Consider the following 17,546-nt stretch of genomic DNA (forward strand, 5'->3'; position numbering starts at 1 on the left):
CGGAGGGGGTGCAGGTGTTCTCCTCCCTCCCCGTGCGCCGGGTGCAGAAGCACCCGTCCGCGCTCGAGTCCGTCGTCTGGCCCGCGACCCTGCCGCCGGTGCGCCAGGTGCTCGACGAGGGCTGGGACCTCGGTCCCGTCTCGGTGATCACCGGTGAGAACGGCTCCGGCAAGTCGACGCTGCTCGAGGCGATCGCGCTCGCCTACGGGCTGAACGCCGAGGGCGGCTCGACCGGCGCGATGCACTCGACCCGGGTCTCGGAGTCGGACCTCTCGCAGCAGCTGCAGCTCGTGCGTGGAGCGGGCGCCTCCAAGCGCGGCTTCTTCCTCCGCGCGGAGACGATGCACGGCTTCTTCACCTACCTGGAGGACATCGGCCTCGGCGACGCGGACTACCACGAGCGGTCCCACGGGGAGTCGTTCCTCGACATCGTCGTGAACCGCTCCCGGATCCGCGGGCTGTGGCTGCTCGACGAGCCGGAGTCGGCGCTGTCGGTCTCGGGCTGCCTCGCGCTGATCGGCCAGCTGCGGTCCCTGGTCGCGGGCGGCTCGCAGGTGATCCTCTCGACGCACTCGCCGGTGCTGGCGGCGCTGCCGGGCGCGGACCTCTACGAGCTCGGCGAGTGGGGCCTCCGCCGCGCGGAGTACGACGATCTGGACCTCGTGCGGACCTGGCGCGGCTTCCTCGGCGACCCGCAGCGGTACCTCCGGCACCTGGACTGACCGCGGCCGCGCACAACATCAGCTGAGAAGGGTGGGCCTCCTCTGTGGGGGGAGGGACCCCCGTCTCAGCTGATGTTGTGCGGGGCTCACCGGCAGTCCGGCGCCGTCAGGCCGTTGAAGGCGAAGCTCTCGCCGGGATGGGCGGGGCGGATCGACGTGCGCAGGTGCTCGAAGGCGGCACGCGTCGTCGCGCCCGCTCCGGGCGTCGCCGCGCACTGCAGCGACGACGAGGCGAACGAGTCGACGACCGGGCCGGAGCCGTCGGCCGCCTCCGCCGCGATCTCGGCGCCGATCGCGTAGCCGCTCCCCCGGCCGGTCAGCGCCGTCATCGTGCCGAGCACGCGCGACCAGACGACGGAGTCGCGCAGCGAGCGCGGGGCGGACGGTCCGGGAGCGCCCGCCAGCGCGACGGTCAGCACCGCGCCGTTCAGGTGGACCGTCGACTCCCGCACCCCCGAGAAGGAGCCGTCGATCTCGCGGGCGAGGCGCACGATCTCGTCGGCCGGGCGCCCCTCCTGCACGCGGATCACGGCGGCGCCGCGCGAGTCGGTCGCCGGCTGCTCGATCGTCCAGTCGAGGTCGCCCTCCGTGAGGGCGGAGCGCTGCTCGAGGAGGAGATCGAGCGCGTCGAGTGCGGTCGCCGCACTGGTCGGGGCGAGGACGATCGCGAGGACGGGGTAGGACTCGACCGTCCGCACCGAGAGGCTCCCGTCGATGCCGCGGCGCAGGGCGTCCCAGGCCTCGACCGGTGCCGTGCGCTCCCGCGGATCCGCGATCGCCAGGGAGTCGTCGCCGGCCCGCAGCACCAGCTCGCTCGAGCGCCGCCCCGCTGGGGCCGTGCCCAGCGCCGCGTCGATCGCCTCGGACGCCGTGGCCGCGACGGCGACGAGGCGCTCCGCCGGGCAGTCCTCCCGGGCGGTGACCTCGACGTCGAAGACCGCCTGCTCACCGCGCACGAGGAGCGGCGCCGGCCGCCAGTCCACCCTCTCGCTCTCGACGCAGTCGTCCGCCGACAGCGCCCGCTCGAGCCCCTCCGCCGGACCCGTGCCGGTCGCGACGACCGCGACCGTCAGCAGTACCGCCGCACCCGTGAGCGCTCGTCCCCGTCGTCCCACGCCGTTACCCCCGCCTCCGCTTGCTGCCTCGTGTTCGAGGTGACAGTATCGACTTTCGATACGAAGCGCACGACTTTCGATACGTCCGGCCGCTTTGCCGCCCGACCCTCCGACCCAGGAGCCCCGCATGCCCCGACCCGTCCTCCTCGCGCTCCGCACCCTCCTGCTGGTGCTGCTGCTCGGCTGCCTGCTCGTGCAGCTCGCTGTCGGCCCGGTCGCCCGCGAGGCGCTCGACGGCGGGCCGGTCGACGCGGTGCTCGTCGCGGTCGTGGTCGCCGGGCTGCTCTGCGTCGAGGCCGTGCTGATCGCGGTCTGGCGGCTGCTCAGCCTGGTCCGCGACGACACGCTCTTCGCCGGCGACCACCGCTCCGACCTCTGGGTCGACCTCGCGATCGGCGCCTTCGTCTCCGGCGCGGTCCTCGCCGTCATCGGCGCCGTCGCCTCGCTCGTCGCGGTGCCCGCGCCCCTCCCCGCCCTCGCCTTCGGTCTCGTCGCCGTGGCGAGCGCGACCACCGCGCTGATCGTCGTCGTGATGCGGCGCCTCCTGCACCTCGCCGTGGCGCAGCGCAGCGAGCTCGCCGAGGTCGTCTGATGGCGATCGTCCTGCACCTCGACGTCGAGCTCGCCAAGCGCAAGATGTCGGTGACCGACCTGGCCGCCGCGGTCGGCATCACCACCGCGAACATCTCGATCCTCAAGAACGGCCGCGCCAAGGCCGTCCGCTTCTCCACCCTCGACGCGATCTGCGCGGTCCTCGACTGCCAGCCCGGCGACATCCTCAGTCGCGTCCGGGACGAGGAGGGGAGCGATGCCGAGCTCGTCGGCGGCGCCGCCCGCTGAGCGACCGGCGCACCTCGACCGCCGGATCTTCGCAGCGGGGGCCTGGCAGCTCGTGGCGGTCGTCGTCCTCGGCGTGCTGGGGCCGATCGCCCCCCTCTACCGCGTCGCCGGCACGAGCGGGCAGGAGGCGCTGGCCTGGGGGACCATCGTGGTCGGCGACGTCGTGCCGTCGCTGCTCGGGATCGAGCTGGTGATGCTCGCCGGCGGTCCGATCTGCCTCCTGGCCGGCTGCATCCTCCCCGGGATCCCGCGGGAGCCGTCGAGGGCCAGGACCATCCTCGGCGTCCTCAGCGCCGTCCTCCTGATCATCTGCGTGCCGTGCGCCGTCTTCTTCTCGCTGCTGTTCAGCACCAGCACCTACTCCGTCCTCCCGTCCGCGAGCGACGACGGCTGCCGCGTCGTGGTGCGCGAGTTCGGGTTCCTCCGCGCGGCGGGCGGCTCCCTCGGCCTGGTGCGGCCGGGCTCGGTCGTCGCGGAGTGGGTCGAGGACTACTCGGCGTCGGACGGCTATCAGCCCTTCCGTGCGGGCAGCTACGAGCTGCGGTGGAGCGGGGAGACCGCGCGGCTGCGCGTAGGACTGACCCCCGCCGACCCGGTCTCGCTGGAGGGCGACGGCCTGCTCGACTGCTCCCGCTGAGAGCGCTCCCTCGACACCCCGCGAAGGGGGACATCGGGCGCGCTCGATCGTCTCCGCGCCGAAACAGGCGTGCAACATCCGGCTCCGAGACTGGGGAGGCTCCAAGCCCCCTCCCACTCGATCCGAAGGTTGTCGCTTGTCCACCACCCCCTCGTTCCGGAGGGTCGTCCGACTCTCCGCCGCCACCGCCCTGTGCACCGGACTCGCACTCGGCACCGCCCTCGCCGCCCCCGCGGCGCTCGGCGCGACCACACCCCCCGTCGACGCGGTCGCCCCCGCGGTCGTCGACCTGAGCATCACCGACGCCCTGGCGCTCCTGCAGTCCGGCGCGACGACGTCCGTCGCCCTGACCCAGCGCTACCTCGACCGCATCGCCGCCTACGACGACCCCTACGGCGACCAGCCCGGACTCGCCGCGGTCATCCTGGCCAACCCGGACGCGCTCGCCACCGCGGCCGAGCTCGACGCCGAGCGCGCGGCCGGCACGATCCGCGGCCCGCTGCACGGCATCCCGATCCTGGTGAAGGACAACTACGCCACGTTCGACATGCCCACCACCGCAGGCAGCGCCTCCCTGCACACGTACCAGACGAAGCTCGACTCGACGGCCGTGCAGCGCCTGCGCGACGCCGGCGCGATCATCCTCGCGAAGACCAACATGGCCGAGTTCGCCTGGCACGGCACCTACACGCTCAGCTCCGAGCGCGGCCGCACGAACAACCCGTACAACCAGGCCAACAGCGCCAGCGGCTCGAGCGGAGGCACCGGCGCGGCCGTCGCCGCCGGCTACGCCCCCGCGGGCCTCGGCACCGACACCTGCGGCTCGATCGTCGGACCGAGCGCGCACCAGAGCCTCGTCGGCTACCGGCCGACCATGGGCCTGACCAGCGTCACGGGCATCGTCCCGCTGTCGCCGCGCCAGGACGTCTCGGGCCCGATGACGACGACCGTCACCGACGCGGCCCTGCTGATGGAGGTGCTGGCCGGCTACGACCCGACCGACCCGCTGACCGTCATCGCGGATCAGCAGGACAGCTCGACCTACGTCGAAGGGCTCAGCGACACCGCGCTCGAGGGCAAGCGCATCGGCTACGTGCGCTGGGACTACGAGGAGGACCCCGCCCGCCCGGGCCTCGCCGAGACCACCGGGCTCGTCGACCAGGCCGTCCGCGACCTGGCCGCGCAGGGCGCCGAGATCGTGCCGGTGCCGACCTTCACCCGCGAGTTCGTGTCGGAGACGCTCGTCAGCGGCGGCTACCTCGACATGCGCCCGAGCATCGACGCGTTCTTCGCGGACACCGACGCGACCTGGCCCGAGGGCCTCGCCGGACTGACGGAGCCGGCCGACGCGCTGACCTTCTCGGACGTGATGGCGGACGGGAAGACCTCGCTGCTGCCCGGCGACGTCGACTTCTTCAACAGCAACGCGGACATCCCGAACCCCGCGTACGACGCGGCGATCGCGGCGCAGGACGCGGGCAAGCTGGCGATGGACCAGTTCTTCATCGACAACGACCTCGACGCCCTGGCCATGCCGACCAGCGCGACGGCGGCGACCCCCGACTGGGCGGGCACGACGTTCTGCGACGTCGGCGCGAACACCGGCGTGCCGACGGTCTCGCTGCCCGCGGGCTTCACCTCGACCGGGACGGCCGCCGGCCTCGAGCTGGCCGCCCCGCGCAGCCAGGACGCCGCGCTGCTCGCGATGTCGTACGACTACGAGCAGGCGACGCTGAACCGCGTCGCCCCGGCGTCGACCCCGGAGCTGGCCGCCGCGCCGACCCCGGAGCCGACGGCCACGCCGACCGCGCCGCCGGTCGAGCCGACCGCGGAGCCCACCGTGGCGCCGACGGGCGAGCCGACCGTGGCGCCCACCGTCGCGCCGACCGCTGAGCCGACCGCGACCGCCGGTCCCGTCGTTCCGGCGCCGAGCACGACGCCGAAGCCCACGGCGAAGCCCGGTGCCGCGCTCGCGCACACCGGCGCCGAGGGCACGACGGGCCTTGCCGCGCTGGCCTTCGCCCTGATCGCCGGCGGCGCGGGAGCTCTCGCACTCACCGCGACGCGCAGGCGCACCGCCCAGAAGTAACCACCGCACGGTAGGCGGGGTCGGCGGAGTCCCGCCGGCCCCGCTTCCGCGTGCCCGGCCGCACAACATCAGCTGGGAGCACGTCTCATCGCCGATGAGCGATGAGGCCCAATCTCAGCTGATGTTGCGCCGAACTTCTGCGGCTCAGCGGCTCGGCCGGCAGTCCATGCTGATCGAGTAGCCCGCGCAGCGGGCGTATCGAGATCCACCACCGCCGAAAGTCGAGTCAGCAGACCCCGCACCCTCAGGCCGCCACCGCGACCGGCTCGATCCGCGCCCGCGGCGCCCAGCCGACGGCGATCGCCGCGACCGCGAACGAGAGCTGCCCCACCCATGGCAGCACCGCGGACACGACCGACGCGTCACCGCCGCTGGTCGCGAACGAGTCGGCGATCGACATCCCGATGCCGAAGCCCGTGAAGAAGCGGAAGAAGATCGCTGCGCCGACCAGCGAGAGCATCACGCTCACGAGCCGCCGCGGCGTGAGGGCGTCGCCCGCGCGGTGCACGGCGAGCGCCGCCACGAACAGCGCGGGCACCGTCCAGAAGGCCGCCCAGATCGCGGTCGCGACGAGCGTGCCCGTGATCGAGAAGCCGTCGCGCTCGGCCAGCAGCCGGTAGATCGTGGCGAGGTCGGTGCCCGGCACCTTGGTGAGCGGGTTCCAGACCAGCAGGTCGACCCCGCCGACCACGACCACAGCGACCACGAGCGCCGCCCCACCCAGCGCGATCGGCACCCGCTGCGCCCGCGTCGCGGTCCGGTGCTCCCACGCGATCGGCCGCGTCCCGCCGATCACCGCGACACCGGTCGCCAGCCCCGCGCTCGACACCAGGAAGCCCAGGAGCGGCAGCCACCACGGCGCCCCCGGCACCAGCACGCCGCCCGCCACCATCGCCGGCCCCGCGATCGCCGCGAGCAGCGACACCCGCGCCGTCCGGGTCTCGGCGGCCCGCGCAGCCCCCGCCATGTGCGCGGCGCCCACCAGCCCGACGACGAGCGCCAGCCCGATCAGGACCCGGCCCGTCGCCTGCATCACCGTGAGCACCCCCGCGGAGACCCCCTCCGGCACGACTCCCCCGCCGGTCAGGTACCCGCCGATCAGGATCACCGCCGCCGCCGTCAGCAGCCCGAGTCCGCGCCGCGCCAGCCGTCGCGGCCGCAGGAACCGCGGCTCCCCCGAGTGCATCGGCAGCCCGCGGTCGAGGGTCGCGCTGAGCACGAGCGCGCCGAGCACGACGTCGCGGCGCCGCAGCCCCGCCTCGCCGGCGCCGGCGACATCGGCCCGCCACTCCTCGAGGTAGCGCTCGCGGGCGAGCGGCGGGAGCAGAAGGGCCAGGAGCCGCAGCAGCAAGTCGATCACGCGCCGGCCTCCGCCCCGGAGAGCCGGACCGGCCGGGCGGCGACCGCCTCGAACCGCGCCACGGCGCTCGTCGCTGCCTCCGCCCCCTCGCTCGTCAGCTCGTACAGCCGGCGCCGCGGACCGCTGCGCTCCGTGTCCGCCTCCCACGCCGACGACACCCAGCCGGCCCCCTCGAGCCGCTCCAGGATCGGGTACACACTGCCCGCCGGACGCCCCGTGCCCTTGATGACGAGCATCCCCCAGGTCGGCCCGGAGGCGTCGAGGAGCGCGCGGAGCACGTCCGCGGTCGCGGCGGTCATGCGGCTGAGCGGAGTCATGCGCCGAGGCTACCTATATAGAGATAGGATGGTCAACCGCGCTGCTGCGATACTCGCGGCATGACCGCCTACAACCCCGCCGCGTATCCCGAGCCCACCCCCGGCACCGGCCCGCAGCCCCCGAAGACCGGCAACGGCCTCGGGCTCGCCTCGCTGATCATCGGCATCGTCGCGCTCGTCGGCGCCGTGATCCCGATCGTCAACTACGTCTCCGGCTTCGTCGCCTTCGTCGGCCTGGTGCTCGGCGTGATCGCGCTGTTCCTCAAGGGCAGGAAGAAGGGAACGGCGATCGCCGGCGTGATCCTCAACGCCCTGGCGATCGTGCTCGCGATCATCCTGGCGATCGTCTACACCGCCGGCTTCGCGAGCGGCATCTCGAACGCGATCGCGACCGCGCAGGCCTCGGCCACCTCCGGCACTCCCCAGACCCTCGTCTACGAGGTCACCGGAGCGGGCACGAGCACGTCGATCGTCTACTCCACCCTCGACGGCGCGAACTCCGGCGTCGAGCAGGCCGCTGCGCAGCCCCTCCCCTTCACCAAGGAGCTGCAGGTCGACAGCACCGCCTTCCAGGCGTTCTCCGTCACCGCGACGAACGGCGCCGACGACGAGGGCGAGATCACCTGCCGCATCACCCTCGACGGCGAGGTCCTCGCCGAGGAGACCGGCACCGGCGCCTTCGGCTCGGCCGTCTGCATCGCCACCCCGCAGTAGCCGTGTCGTCCGAACCGTTCGAGCAGCCCGCCGCCACAGCAGGGCTGCGCGGCAACGAGGCGTTCGTCGGGATCGACGCGCAGGTCCTCGACTTCTGGCGCTTCGCGATGAGCGATCTGCGGATGAACAACACCCGCGGCTACCTCGCGGAGTTCCTGGTCGCGAGAGCCCTGGGCCTCCAGGACGTCCACCGGGTGGAGTGGGAGGCGTACGACCTGCTCTTCGAGGGCATCAGCGTCGAGGTGAAGTCGTCCGCCCTCCTGCAGGCCTGGCCGCAGCAGCGGCACAGCCGATTGTCGTTCGGCGGGCTGCGCACCGGACCGCGGGGATCCCGGACTCTAAATGCGGACGTCTACGTCTTCTGCACGCAGACGTCCGTCCGCCACTCGGAGTACGACCCGCTCGACCTGACGGAGTGGACCTTCCACGTGGTCTCTCGGACGGCGCTCGACGCTGCAGCCGGCGACTCGATCGGTCTCGCGGGAGTAGAGAGGGTCTCGCAAGGCGCGACACCCTGGGCCGGGCTCGCCGATGCCGTCCGCGAGGCTCACCGAGGATCCCCGGAGCGCTGACCCGGACCCCGTCTTCGGGGCGAGCCGACAGCATCGCCCCGCACCGAGGACCGGCTACGCCCTAGCCTCCGAGCATGGAAGAACTCTTCGCCGCCGTGCTCGGCGCCGTGGTCGGCGCCGGAGCGACCCTTTACGTCGAGTCCCGTCGGCAGTCCTCCGCTGAGAAGAAGGCGGAGTGGAACGCCCTGGACCTGCTGCTGCTCGACCTCGGGCGGCGGCGGGTCTTCCTCGTCCCAGGACGGACACTCGTCCCGGGCGCCGACACGTCGCCCGGCTCGGACTTCGACCGGATGAAGCGCTCCGTCCTGTCGATGCGGACGCAGATCGCCGAGGTCATGCGGTCGCTGCGCCCGAAGTCCCCTGCCCGAGGACCCGTGCGCGCGATGTACCGCGCGTGCAACAGCTTCCTCGAGACGGCGGAGCGCTCGCCCGACCGGCACTGGATCACGGCCGACGACCTGCGCATCGCGCTGGGTGAACAGGCGGAGATCATCGCCAGCTCGTCGAAGGGGAACGTGGAGCTGGTGCTGCCGGGATCCGAGGCGCTCTGAGCGGGCTCGATGCCGGTCCTTCCAGGTGCTCCGAGCAGAAGTGCTCCCCCGCAGCCAGGACACGCGCCGCTGTCTGCCAGCATGAAGACCTGCACTCGACGAGGGGGAGGGTCTAGACCTCACCGGGCTCGCCATCGACGCGACGGCGGGATTCGAACCCGCGTCAGCGGTGTTGCAGACCGCTCCCTGGCCTCTCGGGCACGCCGCGACGGCGGCGGAGAGTGCGCTCGGGGAACGCGTTCCGCCTCCGCCCAGGGTGGTGCGGGCCGAGGCGGAACGGAAGGCGCGTGACGCCGTGCGGCCGACCGTTGCGAAGAGTGACGGCGCCGCGAACGCCTGAGGCGGATCCGCCGCGGTCGACGGATCCGACATGGACGGCTACTTGCGGAACATCCGGGCGGTCGTCTCGAAGAGGCCGGCGACCGGGCGCTGCTGCTCGCCCTGCTGGGCGCCGAGGATGATGATGACGGCGGTCAGCACCGGGATCGCCCACTGGGTGACCTTCTGCACGCGGAGCGCGGTGGTCAGCTCGTCGGAGTTGCTCGAGGACGCCTCGGTGACGCCCTTCGCGCCCTCGTCGGCGTGCTTGGCCCGGGTCGCGCCGGCGATCGCGGCGGTGACGGAGGCGGCGCTCGCGAGACCGGTGACGATCGTCTTCACGACCGTGTTGGTGCGGCTCTCCTGCTGGTTCGCCAGGCGGGTCTTGTTGGCGAGGATCAGGCCGATGCCGCCGACGCCGTGCGCCGCGATCGCGGCGAGCTGCACGGGGGTCCAGCGGGCCCAGCCGTTCGCGGCGAGGCGCAGGCGCTCGGACGGGTCGGAGGAGGTGGACGCGGCACCGTTCAGGCCGACGGCGCCCATCAGGGACCCGCCGAACCAGGCGGCGGCGCCGAGGTCGTGGAGGCTGCGGACGAGCGTGTTGCGTGAGGGCATGGAGGCCTCTTCCTGTGCGTGGGTGATCTCGGACGGCTGACTCCCGACGCTACGCGCGTGCCCGCGGATGGCACGGGGCTTGACCTCTCGCCCGCGGGGCGCTCGAGTGGAGCGGTACCGACCCGAGGAGCGAGCACGATGAGCGACGACACCACCGACGACGAGAAGCGCGGGATCCGCGACGACTTCCACGACGCCGTGAACATGACGGCCAAGGAGATCGAGTCCTGGCTCGAGAAGGACGAGTCGAAGGAGGTCGGCCAGAAGCCGGCCAGCGGCGGCGAGTCCGTCGGCCACCACAGCGGGCGCCGGATCATCGACATCCTCGGCACCAAGCAGGCCGACCTCAGCGAGGACGACTACGCGCACATGAAGAAGGTCACCGGCTACGTCGCCCGGCACTCGAAGCAGCGTCCCTCCGGCGACGTCACGGAGACGAAGTGGCGCTACTCGCTGATGAACTGGGGCAACGACCCGCTGAAGGGGTGACCGGGCGGGGCCTTCGCTGCCGAGGCGTCCCTGAACCGTCGAGACGTCCCTGTACAGCGGGACGCTTCGACGGGTGCTGGACGCCTCGGCGGCCGACGCGCCTGCGGTGGGTGGATCTCGATACGCGCGCTGCGCGCGCTACTCGATCAGCATGAACGGGCGGCAGCCGGGGAACGCGCGGCCCTCTGCATGCTGGTCGAGTAGCCGGCGCAGCCGGCGTATCGAGACCCGCCCGTCAGCACCGCCGCCGCAGGCGCCCGCCGATCATGCTGGTCGAGTAGGCGCGGAACGCGGCGTATCGAGACCCGCCCCGTCAGCACCGCCGCCACAGGCGTCCGACCCGCGGCCCCGCCGTCAGTCGACCGCGCAGCTCGCGTCGATCGGGCCGATCACGCCGTCGGTCACCGGGACGATGCCGCAGTTCGGGAAGCCCGCGCGCGGCCGGTGCGCGGGGTCGATGGCGCGCAGGAGGCTGCCGAGCACCGTCCCGTGGGTGACGACCAGCACGTCTCCGTGCTCGGCCGCCGGCAGGATCAGCGCGAGCGCCGCCTCCACCCGCTCCCGCACCGAGGCGGCCGTGTCCGCGCGACCGGAGGGGTCGTGCCGGTGGATCGCGTCGATGACGCTGTCCAGGCCCGCGTCGGTCATCCGCGGCCAGTCCGCCGAGGCCGGCACGTAGGAGTAGCCGTGGTCCGCGAAGACCGGCTCCCAGAGCGACGCGTTCGGCTGCCCCTCGAAGCCGCCGAAGTGCCACTCCCGCAGCGTCGACGTCGGCACCGGCTCGATCGACGGATGCCCGGCGAGCGCCGCCGCGGCCGTGGTCCGCGTCCGCGTGAGGTCGCTCAGGAACGCCGCGACCAGCGGCACCCCGCGCATCCGCTCGCCGAGGGCCGCGATCTGCCGCTCGCCGCGCGCGGTCAGCGGCGAGTCGCACCAGCCCTGCAGCTGGCCGTTGACGTTGAAGAGCGTCTGGGCGTGCCGGACGAAGTGGACGGTGCCGCGGGTCATGGTGCTCTCTCCGTAGTGACTGACAGGACTGTCGGGACCGACAGGACGGGAACGCGCCCTACTCCGGCGCCGCCCGCGCGATGTGCAGCGCCAGGAACGCCACCTCCTCGTTCGGCAGCTCCGCACCGTACTCCGCCCGCACGAACGCGCGCACCCGCTCCGCCGACGCGACGGCCCGCGGATACCGCGTGCTGAGGCTGGTGAAGAGGAAGTCGTCCGAGCTGACCAGCAGCCCGCCCGAGAAGAACCGCTCGGCGAAGTACTGCAGGTGCGCCACGAAGCGCGCCGAGCGCAGGTCCTCGCGGTCCAGCGCCGCCCCGCTCGTGTGCTGGATGATCGCGGTGACCGAGCGGATCAGCTGCACGATCCGCAGCGAGTCGATGCCGACCTTGCCCAGCTCCGCGTTGGCCAAGTGGAAGGCCACGTTCGCCGCCTCGTCGTCCGGCACGTCCACCCCGAGCCGCGCGCGCATCGCCGCGACCGCCCGCTCCCCCACCGCGTACTGCACCGGGTAGACCGAGCGCATCTCCCAGGCCAGCCGGTTGGCGACCGCGAGCCCGCGCCGCTGCCGCTCCACCGCGAAGTGCAGGTGGTCGGTCAGCGCGAGGTACACGTGCGGGTCGAGCTTCAGCCCCTGCTCCTCCGCGTCGGCGACGACCGCGCGGGTCAGCTCGACGAACTCCGGCGGGATCTGCGCCAGCAGCTCGACGAGGTTCCGCTGGTCGGCGTCGTCGAGCGCGACGAACACCTGGTCCACCGCGGACGCCTCGATCACCTCGCCCGCCTTCGCGCCGAAGCCGATCCCCTTGCCGAGCAGCACCCGCTCGGCGCCGCGCTCGTCGACGACGAGCACGACGCTCGAGTTGAGCACCTTCTTGATGGTCTGCATGCGTGTCTCCGTCGACGGCGTCTGCGCGGCCCGGCGGGCAACTGGAGCGAGGAGGGTCATCCCAGGTCGGCGCCGTTGGACGCGATGACCCGCTGGTACCAGTAGAAGGAGTCCTTCCGGTACCGGTCCGTGCTGCCGTGGCCGAGGTCGTCCATGTCGACGTAGACGAACCCGTAGCGCTTCGAGATCTGCGAGCTGGAGGCGCTGATCAGGTCGATCGGCGCCCAGCTCACGTAGCCGAGGAGCTCCACTCCCTCGTCCACCGCCTGGATCATCTGCTCGAAGTGCGCGCGGAAGTAGTCGATCCGGTAGGGGTCGTGGATGCGAGGATCCTCCCCTTCATTCTGCGGGGCGACGAGCTCGTCCCGCATCCCGAGCCCGTTCTCGACGATGAACAGCGGCTTGCCGTAGCGGTCGTAGAGGTCGATCAGCGAGATGCGCAGGCCGACCGGGTCGATCTGCCAGCCCCACTCGCTCGACTCCAGGAACGGGTTCTTCACGCCGAGCACCGTGTTGCCGGGGGTGCGCTCGGCGTCCGGGCGCACCGACTCCGTCATCGACATGTAGTAGCTGAACGAGATGAAGTCGACGGGGTGCTCGCGCAGCAGCTCGGCGTCCCCCTCCGCGAACGGGATCTCGACGCCGCGCGCAGCGAGCGCGCGCAGGGCGAGGCGCGGGTAGGCGCCGCCGGCCTGGACGTCGGTGCAGAGGTAGAGCATCCGCTCCTTGGCCTGGGTGGCCGCGACGTCGTCGGGATGGCAGGTGTTCGGGTAGGTCGTCAGCATGGTGAGCATGCAGCCCATCCGCGCCTCGGGCCAGAGCTCGTGCAGGATGCGGGTGACCGACGCCGACGCGACGAACTGGTGGTGCAGCGCCGTGTAGCAGGCCTGCTCGACGCTGCCCTCGACGGTCTCCTCGATGATGCCGCCCGAGGTGAACGGGTGGCGGATGATCCCGTCGATCTCGTTGAACGACAGCCACATGTCGACCAGGTGGCCGAAGCGCTCGAAGCAGGTGCGGGCGAAGCGCTCGAACAGCTCGATCGTGCGGCGCTCGACCCAGGCGTTGTGCTTGAGCGCGAGGGCGAGCGGCGGGTCGTAGTGCGAGAGGGTGACCAGCGGCTCGATGCCCAGGCGCCGCATCTCGGTGAAGAGCGCGAGGTAGTAGGCGACGCCCTCCTCGAGCGGCTCCGCCTCCTCCCCCGTCGGGTAGAGCCGGGTCCAGGCGATCGAGACGCGGAGGGTGGTGAAGCCCATCGCCGCGAAGAGCGCCAGGTCACCCGGGTAGCGGTGGTAGAAGTCGATCCCGCGGCGCTTGGGGTAGTACTCGGTGTCGTCGTCTGCCATCGCCGCGGTGATGCTCGCCACCGTGTTCTGGTGGTGGATCGCGTACTCCTTGGGGTCGGCCTTGGGCTTGTAGGAGGCGACGTCACTGACGGCCGGCCCGCGCCCGCCCTCGCGCCACGCGCCCTCGACCTGGTTGGCGGCGAGTGCGCCGCCCCAACGGAATCCCTCAGGCAGCGCCATCGGCGAGCTCCTTCTCTTTCTGGGTGACGGTGATGATCGCATCGCCCACCGACACGCGGTCGGCGGCCTCGATGAGCACGGTGTACTCGGCCGAGTTGGTGATCAGCACCGGGGTGGTGGTGTCGTAGCCCGCGGCGGTGATGGCCGCGAGGTCGGCGGTGAGCAGCAGCTGCCCGGCCTCGACGCGCTCGTCGACGGCGACGTGCACGTCGAAGGGCGCGCCGTCGAGCTGGACGGTGTCGAGGCCGACGTGGATGAGTGCCTCGACCCCGTCGTCGCGGCGCAGGCCGATGGCGTGCTTGGAGCTGAGGACGGCGATGACCGTGCCGGCGAACGGCGAGCGGACGACGCCGTCGGTGGGGCGGATGGCGATGCCCTCGCCGAGGACGCCGGCGGAGAAGACGGGGTCGTTCACCTCGCTGAGCGGGATGACGTCGCCGCTGAGCGGGGCGGTGAGGGCGGTCGCGTCGTCGGCGTCCTTCGCGACCACGTCGCCGAGGGCCTGGACGCTGGCGGAGGCGTCGTCGCGCCAGATGATGAAGGAGACGACGAACGAGACGGCGACCGAGATCAGCAGGCCGATGACCGCGTTGAGCAGGTTCCAGGGGTTCAGCCCGTCGATGAACATCGAGATGCTCGCGACGCCCGGGCTGACCAGCGCGAACGCGGCGACCTGGGTGGCGCCGATGTAGGCGCCGCCGACGACGCTGCCCGAGATGACGGAGATCAGCGCGCGCTTGTTCTGCAGCGTGACGCCGTAGAGGGCGGGCTCGGTGATGCCGAAGAGGGCGGAGAGTCCGCCGGAGAAGGCGGTCGCGCGCAGCGCCGCGCTCTTGGTGCGCAGGGCGATCGCGAGGCTGGAGCCGGCTTCCGCCGCGTTGTGCGCGAGGGAGGAGGCGAGGTAGAAGGTGTCCTTGCCCGCGCTGGCCATCGTCGCGATGGTCGGCGGGATGAAGGCCTTGTGCATGCCGACCGAGATGATCAGCGGCAGGACGCCGGCGAGAAGGGCGACGGCCACCCAGCCGAGCGCGCCGTAGAGGCCGATCAGGGCGCCGGTGAGCATCGAGCCGAGCCAGTAGCCGAGCGGTCCGAGCAGGAAGATCGTGGCCGGCGCGACGATGACGAGGCACATCAGCGGCACGTAGAAGGTGCGGATCGGTCCCCAGGAGTGCTTCGTGAAGAATCGCTCGACGACCGAGAGCAGGAGGACCGCGAGGATCGCCGGGAACACCTGCGCGTTGTAGGCGATCACCGGGACCGGGATGCCGAAGAGGGCGACTCCGCCCTCCTGGTTGAGCAGCGCGGTGAAGGCCGGGAAGACCAGGACTCCGACGAGTCCGAGCGCGAGCGGCCGGTTCACGTCGAGCTTCTTGGCGCTCGTGTACGCGACGAGGAGCGGCAGGAAGCCGAACACCGCGTCCGGGATGGCGGACAGCAGCCTGAAATTGTCCGAGGCCGGGTCGAGCCAGCCCACCGCGGAGGCGAGGACGAGGAACGACTTGAAGATGCCGGCGCCGGCGATGGCCGGGATGATCGGCGTGAAGACGCTGACGACGAAGTCCATGATCGTCGCGCCCAGGCGCTTGAGCGACCGGGGCTGCTTGGCCTTCGGGGCTGTCGCCTCGGTGCCGCCGCGCAGCTTCTCGACCGCCGCGTACATCTCGGCGACGCCGTTGCCGACGATGACCTGCGTCTGCGGCCCCATGACGACGCCGATCACGCCGGGCACCGCCTTGAGGGCGTCGACATCGGCCTTCTGGTCGTCCGCGAGCGCGAAGCGCAGGCGGGTCGAGCAGTGCTGCAGCTTCGAGACGTTGCCGGCGCCGCCGACGTGCTCGAGGATCGCCTTCGCGCTGTCCTGGGTACTCATCGGTACTCCTTCGGGTGTGTGGGGGACGCGCGCTTCCCTGCGCTGTGCTGCGTGTTGTCCTGCCGTCCGTCGCTGTCCCCGCCCCGTCATCGGGGCGTCAGGAGGCGTCCGGGCACAAAAAAAGGACCCGACGACGCTTCGTACGCGTTTCGTCGGATCCTGCCTGCACGACCAGTCACATGTCCGAGAGCGAACGTAACACGGGGGTGGCGGGGGCGTCAAAGTGCGGGGCGGAGGCGCTGCATGCCGGGCGGCTTGGCCTCAAAACCAAGGATGAGCGCTCAGAAGCGCTGGACTATCCGACGGAGAGCGCCCTCAGCCTTGGTTGTGAGGGTGCCCCATGATGGTGTCGTGGATGTCCTCGAGGTTGTTGCCGCTGTCATCGAGAGCGACGGCCGCATCCTGGCCTGCCGCCGCCGGCCCGAGAAGGACGCCGGCGGCAAGTGGGAGTTCCCGGGCGGCAAGGTCGAGGCCGGCGAGACCCACGAACAGGCGCTCGCGCGCGAAATCCGCGAGGAGCTCGGCGTCAATATCGAAGTAGGCGAGCTTTTGACGGTCGACGACACCGCAGGCTCTACGGGCGTGATCAGGCTGTCGTGCTTCTGGGCGGCTCTCTCCTCAGAGAGTCCTACGGCGAGCACCGACCATGACTCGATGCTGTGGGCGACTCGCTCTGAGCTCACACGACTGGACTGGGCACCCGCCGATCTGCCCGCCGTCGCTCTCCTGACGGCTTAGGGATCGACGAGGTCGAAGCCGTCGTCCGTGCGGATCGCGGTGATGATCCCGAGCCGTCCGATCAGTTCGAGGAGATCTGACTCGGGACGACCCGGCAGCAGGATGACGGGAACAGCTGCCCAGCCGAGGCCATTGGCGACGTGGGCGTAATCGAGAACCTGGCCGATAGCAGTGCGCACATAGGCGCGAGCAGTCGACTTCTTGGCCTCGACGATCCAGCCGCTGGACTTCACGTACAGATCAGGTTCAATCCGGGTGGAGCCGACGGGAAGGGTGAGCCGACTCGGCGGTGTCCCATTTTCCGACAGCCACTCGCCGAAGGCCGCCTGCAGCTCGAATTCCACGCGGGAAACAACCCGCTCCTCGATCGGGCTGAGGTCCGCACCCGCGATGACGACATCAGACGATTCCGGAGCCGACCACTCAGAGAGCTCCGCTGACGCCACCGGGTGACCGCCGTACGCAGGGAGGGTCGAGACGTCGGCGCTGATCGGGACGAGGGTGAAGATGATCCCCTGCCGAAGGGTTCCCTCGGTGTCAGGAATGGTCTCGAAGCGGTAGGTGGGGGTTCCCGTCGTAAAGGCTCCGATGTAGGTAACGCTCGTTCCCTGCACCGTGAAGAGCCGAATGACACGGTTCTGAACCGCGGCGTTTCGGAGAGCAAGGTTGCCTCGTAGGAAGACCTGGTCGCCGATCTGACCCTCACCCGTGTACGAGTAGGAGCCGTCCTCGCGCAGGCCCTCGAAACGGTCGTACCCGTACCGAGCCCCCTTCGCCGGGTCGGTGAAGATCAGGATCTCTCCTAGCGATTTCGGCGTAGAGATACCGCCCTGCTGCTGACCGCCATACGCGGCATGCACCAATCTTCTTCGGACCTGGTCACCGGGAACGAGAGTGAAGCGCGCTCCTGTTGCACGACGGGAAATTCGGGTCCGGACGAGATTGGCCTGCTCGTCTGTGAGCGCCCATCGCGTGGTACCGGGATCGAGATTCCCGAAATTTTCTCGGAGAACGGAACGAATGCGCTTTTGAGACACTCCCAGCTCGAGGGAAAGATCAGCGGGAGTGAGATCGGGCATAGCCCGAGAGTAGAAACATCAACGGGAAGAACTAGCGAGAGACGCTCGTGTCTGGGCTTGAGTCTCAATATGCCCTACCTCTCGCAGGCGGAGGACA

General features: G+C 71.3%; 19 protein-coding genes and 1 tRNA gene. 10 read left to right on the plus strand and 10 right to left on the minus strand.

All coding sequences use genetic code 11. The features are described 5' to 3' along the window. The first annotated feature begins 8 nt into the window (after positions 1–8). Positions 9–722 (plus strand): AAA family ATPase, encoded by a 714-nt coding sequence (locus EDF22_RS13835; protein ID WP_243732839.1) that lies wholly within the window; start codon positions 9–11, stop codon positions 720–722. A gap of 86 nt (positions 723–808) precedes the next feature. Here EDF22_RS13835 and EDF22_RS13840 read toward each other — a convergent pair whose 3' ends face one another. Beyond that, a complete protein-coding gene (locus EDF22_RS13840) occupies positions 809–1,837 on the minus strand; it encodes a hypothetical protein (protein ID WP_123705426.1) in 1,029 nt (342 codons plus the stop codon). Positions 1,838–1,964: 127 nt separating this feature from the next. Here EDF22_RS13840 and EDF22_RS13845 point away from each other — a divergent pair, with 127 nt between their 5' ends. The 4 genes from EDF22_RS13845 (at position 1,965) to EDF22_RS13860 (ending at position 5,403) form a co-directional block, all read left to right on the plus strand. After that, entirely contained in the window at positions 1,965–2,429 is a 465-nt protein-coding gene (locus tag EDF22_RS13845) for a DUF2975 domain-containing protein (RefSeq protein ID WP_123705427.1), read from the plus strand. Further along, on the plus strand, positions 2,429–2,677 hold the full coding sequence (locus tag EDF22_RS13850) for a helix-turn-helix transcriptional regulator (protein ID WP_123705428.1): 249 nt from the start codon (positions 2,429–2,431) through the stop codon (positions 2,675–2,677). Before EDF22_RS13845 ends, EDF22_RS13850 begins: the two co-directional genes overlap by 1 nt. After that, entirely contained in the window at positions 2,646–3,314 is a 669-nt protein-coding gene (locus tag EDF22_RS13855; protein WP_123705429.1) for a hypothetical protein, read from the plus strand. Before EDF22_RS13850 ends, EDF22_RS13855 begins: the two co-directional genes overlap by 32 nt. Before the next feature lie 136 nt (positions 3,315–3,450). Beyond that, positions 3,451–5,403 (plus strand): amidase family protein, encoded by a 1,953-nt coding sequence (locus EDF22_RS13860; protein WP_123705430.1) that lies wholly within the window; start codon positions 3,451–3,453, stop codon positions 5,401–5,403. Positions 5,404–5,647: 244 nt separating this feature from the next. Here the strand turns inward: EDF22_RS13860 and EDF22_RS13865 are convergent, their stop codons facing one another. After that, the gene (locus EDF22_RS13865; RefSeq protein WP_123705431.1) at positions 5,648–6,763 is read right to left on the minus strand and encodes a hypothetical protein; all 1,116 of its coding nucleotides are present in this window, start codon (positions 6,761–6,763) and stop codon (positions 5,648–5,650) included. Then, positions 6,760–7,080 carry a PadR family transcriptional regulator gene (locus EDF22_RS13870; protein WP_123705432.1) on the minus strand — a complete coding sequence of 107 codons (321 nt, stop codon included), beginning with the start codon at positions 7,078–7,080 and terminating at the stop codon, positions 6,760–6,762. Before EDF22_RS13870 ends, EDF22_RS13865 begins: the two co-directional genes overlap by 4 nt. Before the next feature lie 60 nt (positions 7,081–7,140). Here EDF22_RS13870 and EDF22_RS13875 point away from each other — a divergent pair, with 60 nt between their 5' ends. The 3 genes from EDF22_RS13875 to EDF22_RS13885 all read left to right on the plus strand — a co-directional run bounded on the left by EDF22_RS13875 (position 7,141) and on the right by EDF22_RS13885 (position 8,917). After that, positions 7,141–7,794 (plus strand): MmpS family transport accessory protein, encoded by a 654-nt coding sequence (locus EDF22_RS13875; RefSeq protein WP_123705433.1) that lies wholly within the window; start codon positions 7,141–7,143, stop codon positions 7,792–7,794. Positions 7,795–7,796: 2 nt separating this feature from the next. Further along, complete coding sequence (locus EDF22_RS13880) at positions 7,797–8,366, plus strand: hypothetical protein (protein ID WP_123705434.1); 570 nt, start codon at positions 7,797–7,799, stop codon at positions 8,364–8,366. A gap of 74 nt (positions 8,367–8,440) precedes the next feature. Next, positions 8,441–8,917, plus strand: a complete 477-nt coding sequence (locus tag EDF22_RS13885; RefSeq protein ID WP_123705435.1) for a hypothetical protein — start codon at positions 8,441–8,443, stop codon at positions 8,915–8,917. A gap of 137 nt (positions 8,918–9,054) precedes the next feature. On the opposite strand, the gene EDF22_RS13890 is transcribed toward EDF22_RS13885, so the two are convergent. Continuing rightward, positions 9,055–9,125, minus strand: a tRNA-Cys gene (locus tag EDF22_RS13890). Between the two features lie 170 nt (positions 9,126–9,295). Beyond that, the gene (locus EDF22_RS13895; protein ID WP_123705436.1) at positions 9,296–9,850 is read right to left on the minus strand and encodes a hypothetical protein; all 555 of its coding nucleotides are present in this window, start codon (positions 9,848–9,850) and stop codon (positions 9,296–9,298) included. 138 nt (positions 9,851–9,988) lie between these two features. Here EDF22_RS13895 and EDF22_RS13900 point away from each other — a divergent pair, with 138 nt between their 5' ends. Beyond that, the gene (locus EDF22_RS13900) at positions 9,989–10,339 is read left to right on the plus strand and encodes a DUF3140 domain-containing protein (protein WP_123705437.1); all 351 of its coding nucleotides are present in this window, start codon (positions 9,989–9,991) and stop codon (positions 10,337–10,339) included. Positions 10,340–10,693: 354 nt separating this feature from the next. Here the strand turns inward: EDF22_RS13900 and EDF22_RS13905 are convergent, their stop codons facing one another. Genes EDF22_RS13905 through EDF22_RS13920 form a run of 4 tightly spaced genes read right to left on the minus strand, consistent with a single transcriptional unit; the run spans position 10,694 to position 15,632 of the window. Continuing rightward, on the minus strand, positions 10,694–11,347 hold the full coding sequence (locus EDF22_RS13905) for a histidine phosphatase family protein (protein WP_123705438.1): 654 nt from the start codon (positions 11,345–11,347) through the stop codon (positions 10,694–10,696). Positions 11,348–11,405: 58 nt separating this feature from the next. Then, positions 11,406–12,236, minus strand: a complete 831-nt coding sequence (locus tag EDF22_RS13910; protein WP_123705439.1) for a PRD domain-containing protein — start codon at positions 12,234–12,236, stop codon at positions 11,406–11,408. Positions 12,237–12,292: 56 nt separating this feature from the next. After that, entirely contained in the window at positions 12,293–13,762 is a 1,470-nt protein-coding gene (locus EDF22_RS13915; protein WP_123705440.1) for a glycoside hydrolase family 1 protein, read from the minus strand. Then, positions 13,749–15,632 carry a beta-glucoside-specific PTS transporter subunit IIABC gene (locus EDF22_RS13920; protein ID WP_123705441.1) on the minus strand — a complete coding sequence of 628 codons (1,884 nt, stop codon included), beginning with the start codon at positions 15,630–15,632 and terminating at the stop codon, positions 13,749–13,751. Before EDF22_RS13920 ends, EDF22_RS13915 begins: the two co-directional genes overlap by 14 nt. A gap of 351 nt (positions 15,633–15,983) precedes the next feature. Here EDF22_RS13920 and EDF22_RS13925 point away from each other — a divergent pair, with 351 nt between their 5' ends. Continuing rightward, positions 15,984–16,370 carry a (deoxy)nucleoside triphosphate pyrophosphohydrolase gene (locus EDF22_RS13925; RefSeq protein WP_260303459.1) on the plus strand — a complete coding sequence of 129 codons (387 nt, stop codon included), beginning with the start codon at positions 15,984–15,986 and terminating at the stop codon, positions 16,368–16,370. On the opposite strand, the gene EDF22_RS13930 is transcribed toward EDF22_RS13925, so the two are convergent. Then, a complete protein-coding gene (locus tag EDF22_RS13930; protein WP_123705442.1) occupies positions 16,367–17,449 on the minus strand; it encodes a hypothetical protein in 1,083 nt (360 codons plus the stop codon). The genes EDF22_RS13925 and EDF22_RS13930 overlap by 4 nt on opposite strands. Between the last annotated feature and the right edge of the window lie 97 nt (positions 17,450–17,546).

It is taken from the genome of Rathayibacter sp. PhB127, from assembly GCF_003751665.1.
GTDB classification, from domain to species: Bacteria; Actinomycetota; Actinomycetes; order Actinomycetales; family Microbacteriaceae; genus Rathayibacter; species Rathayibacter festucae.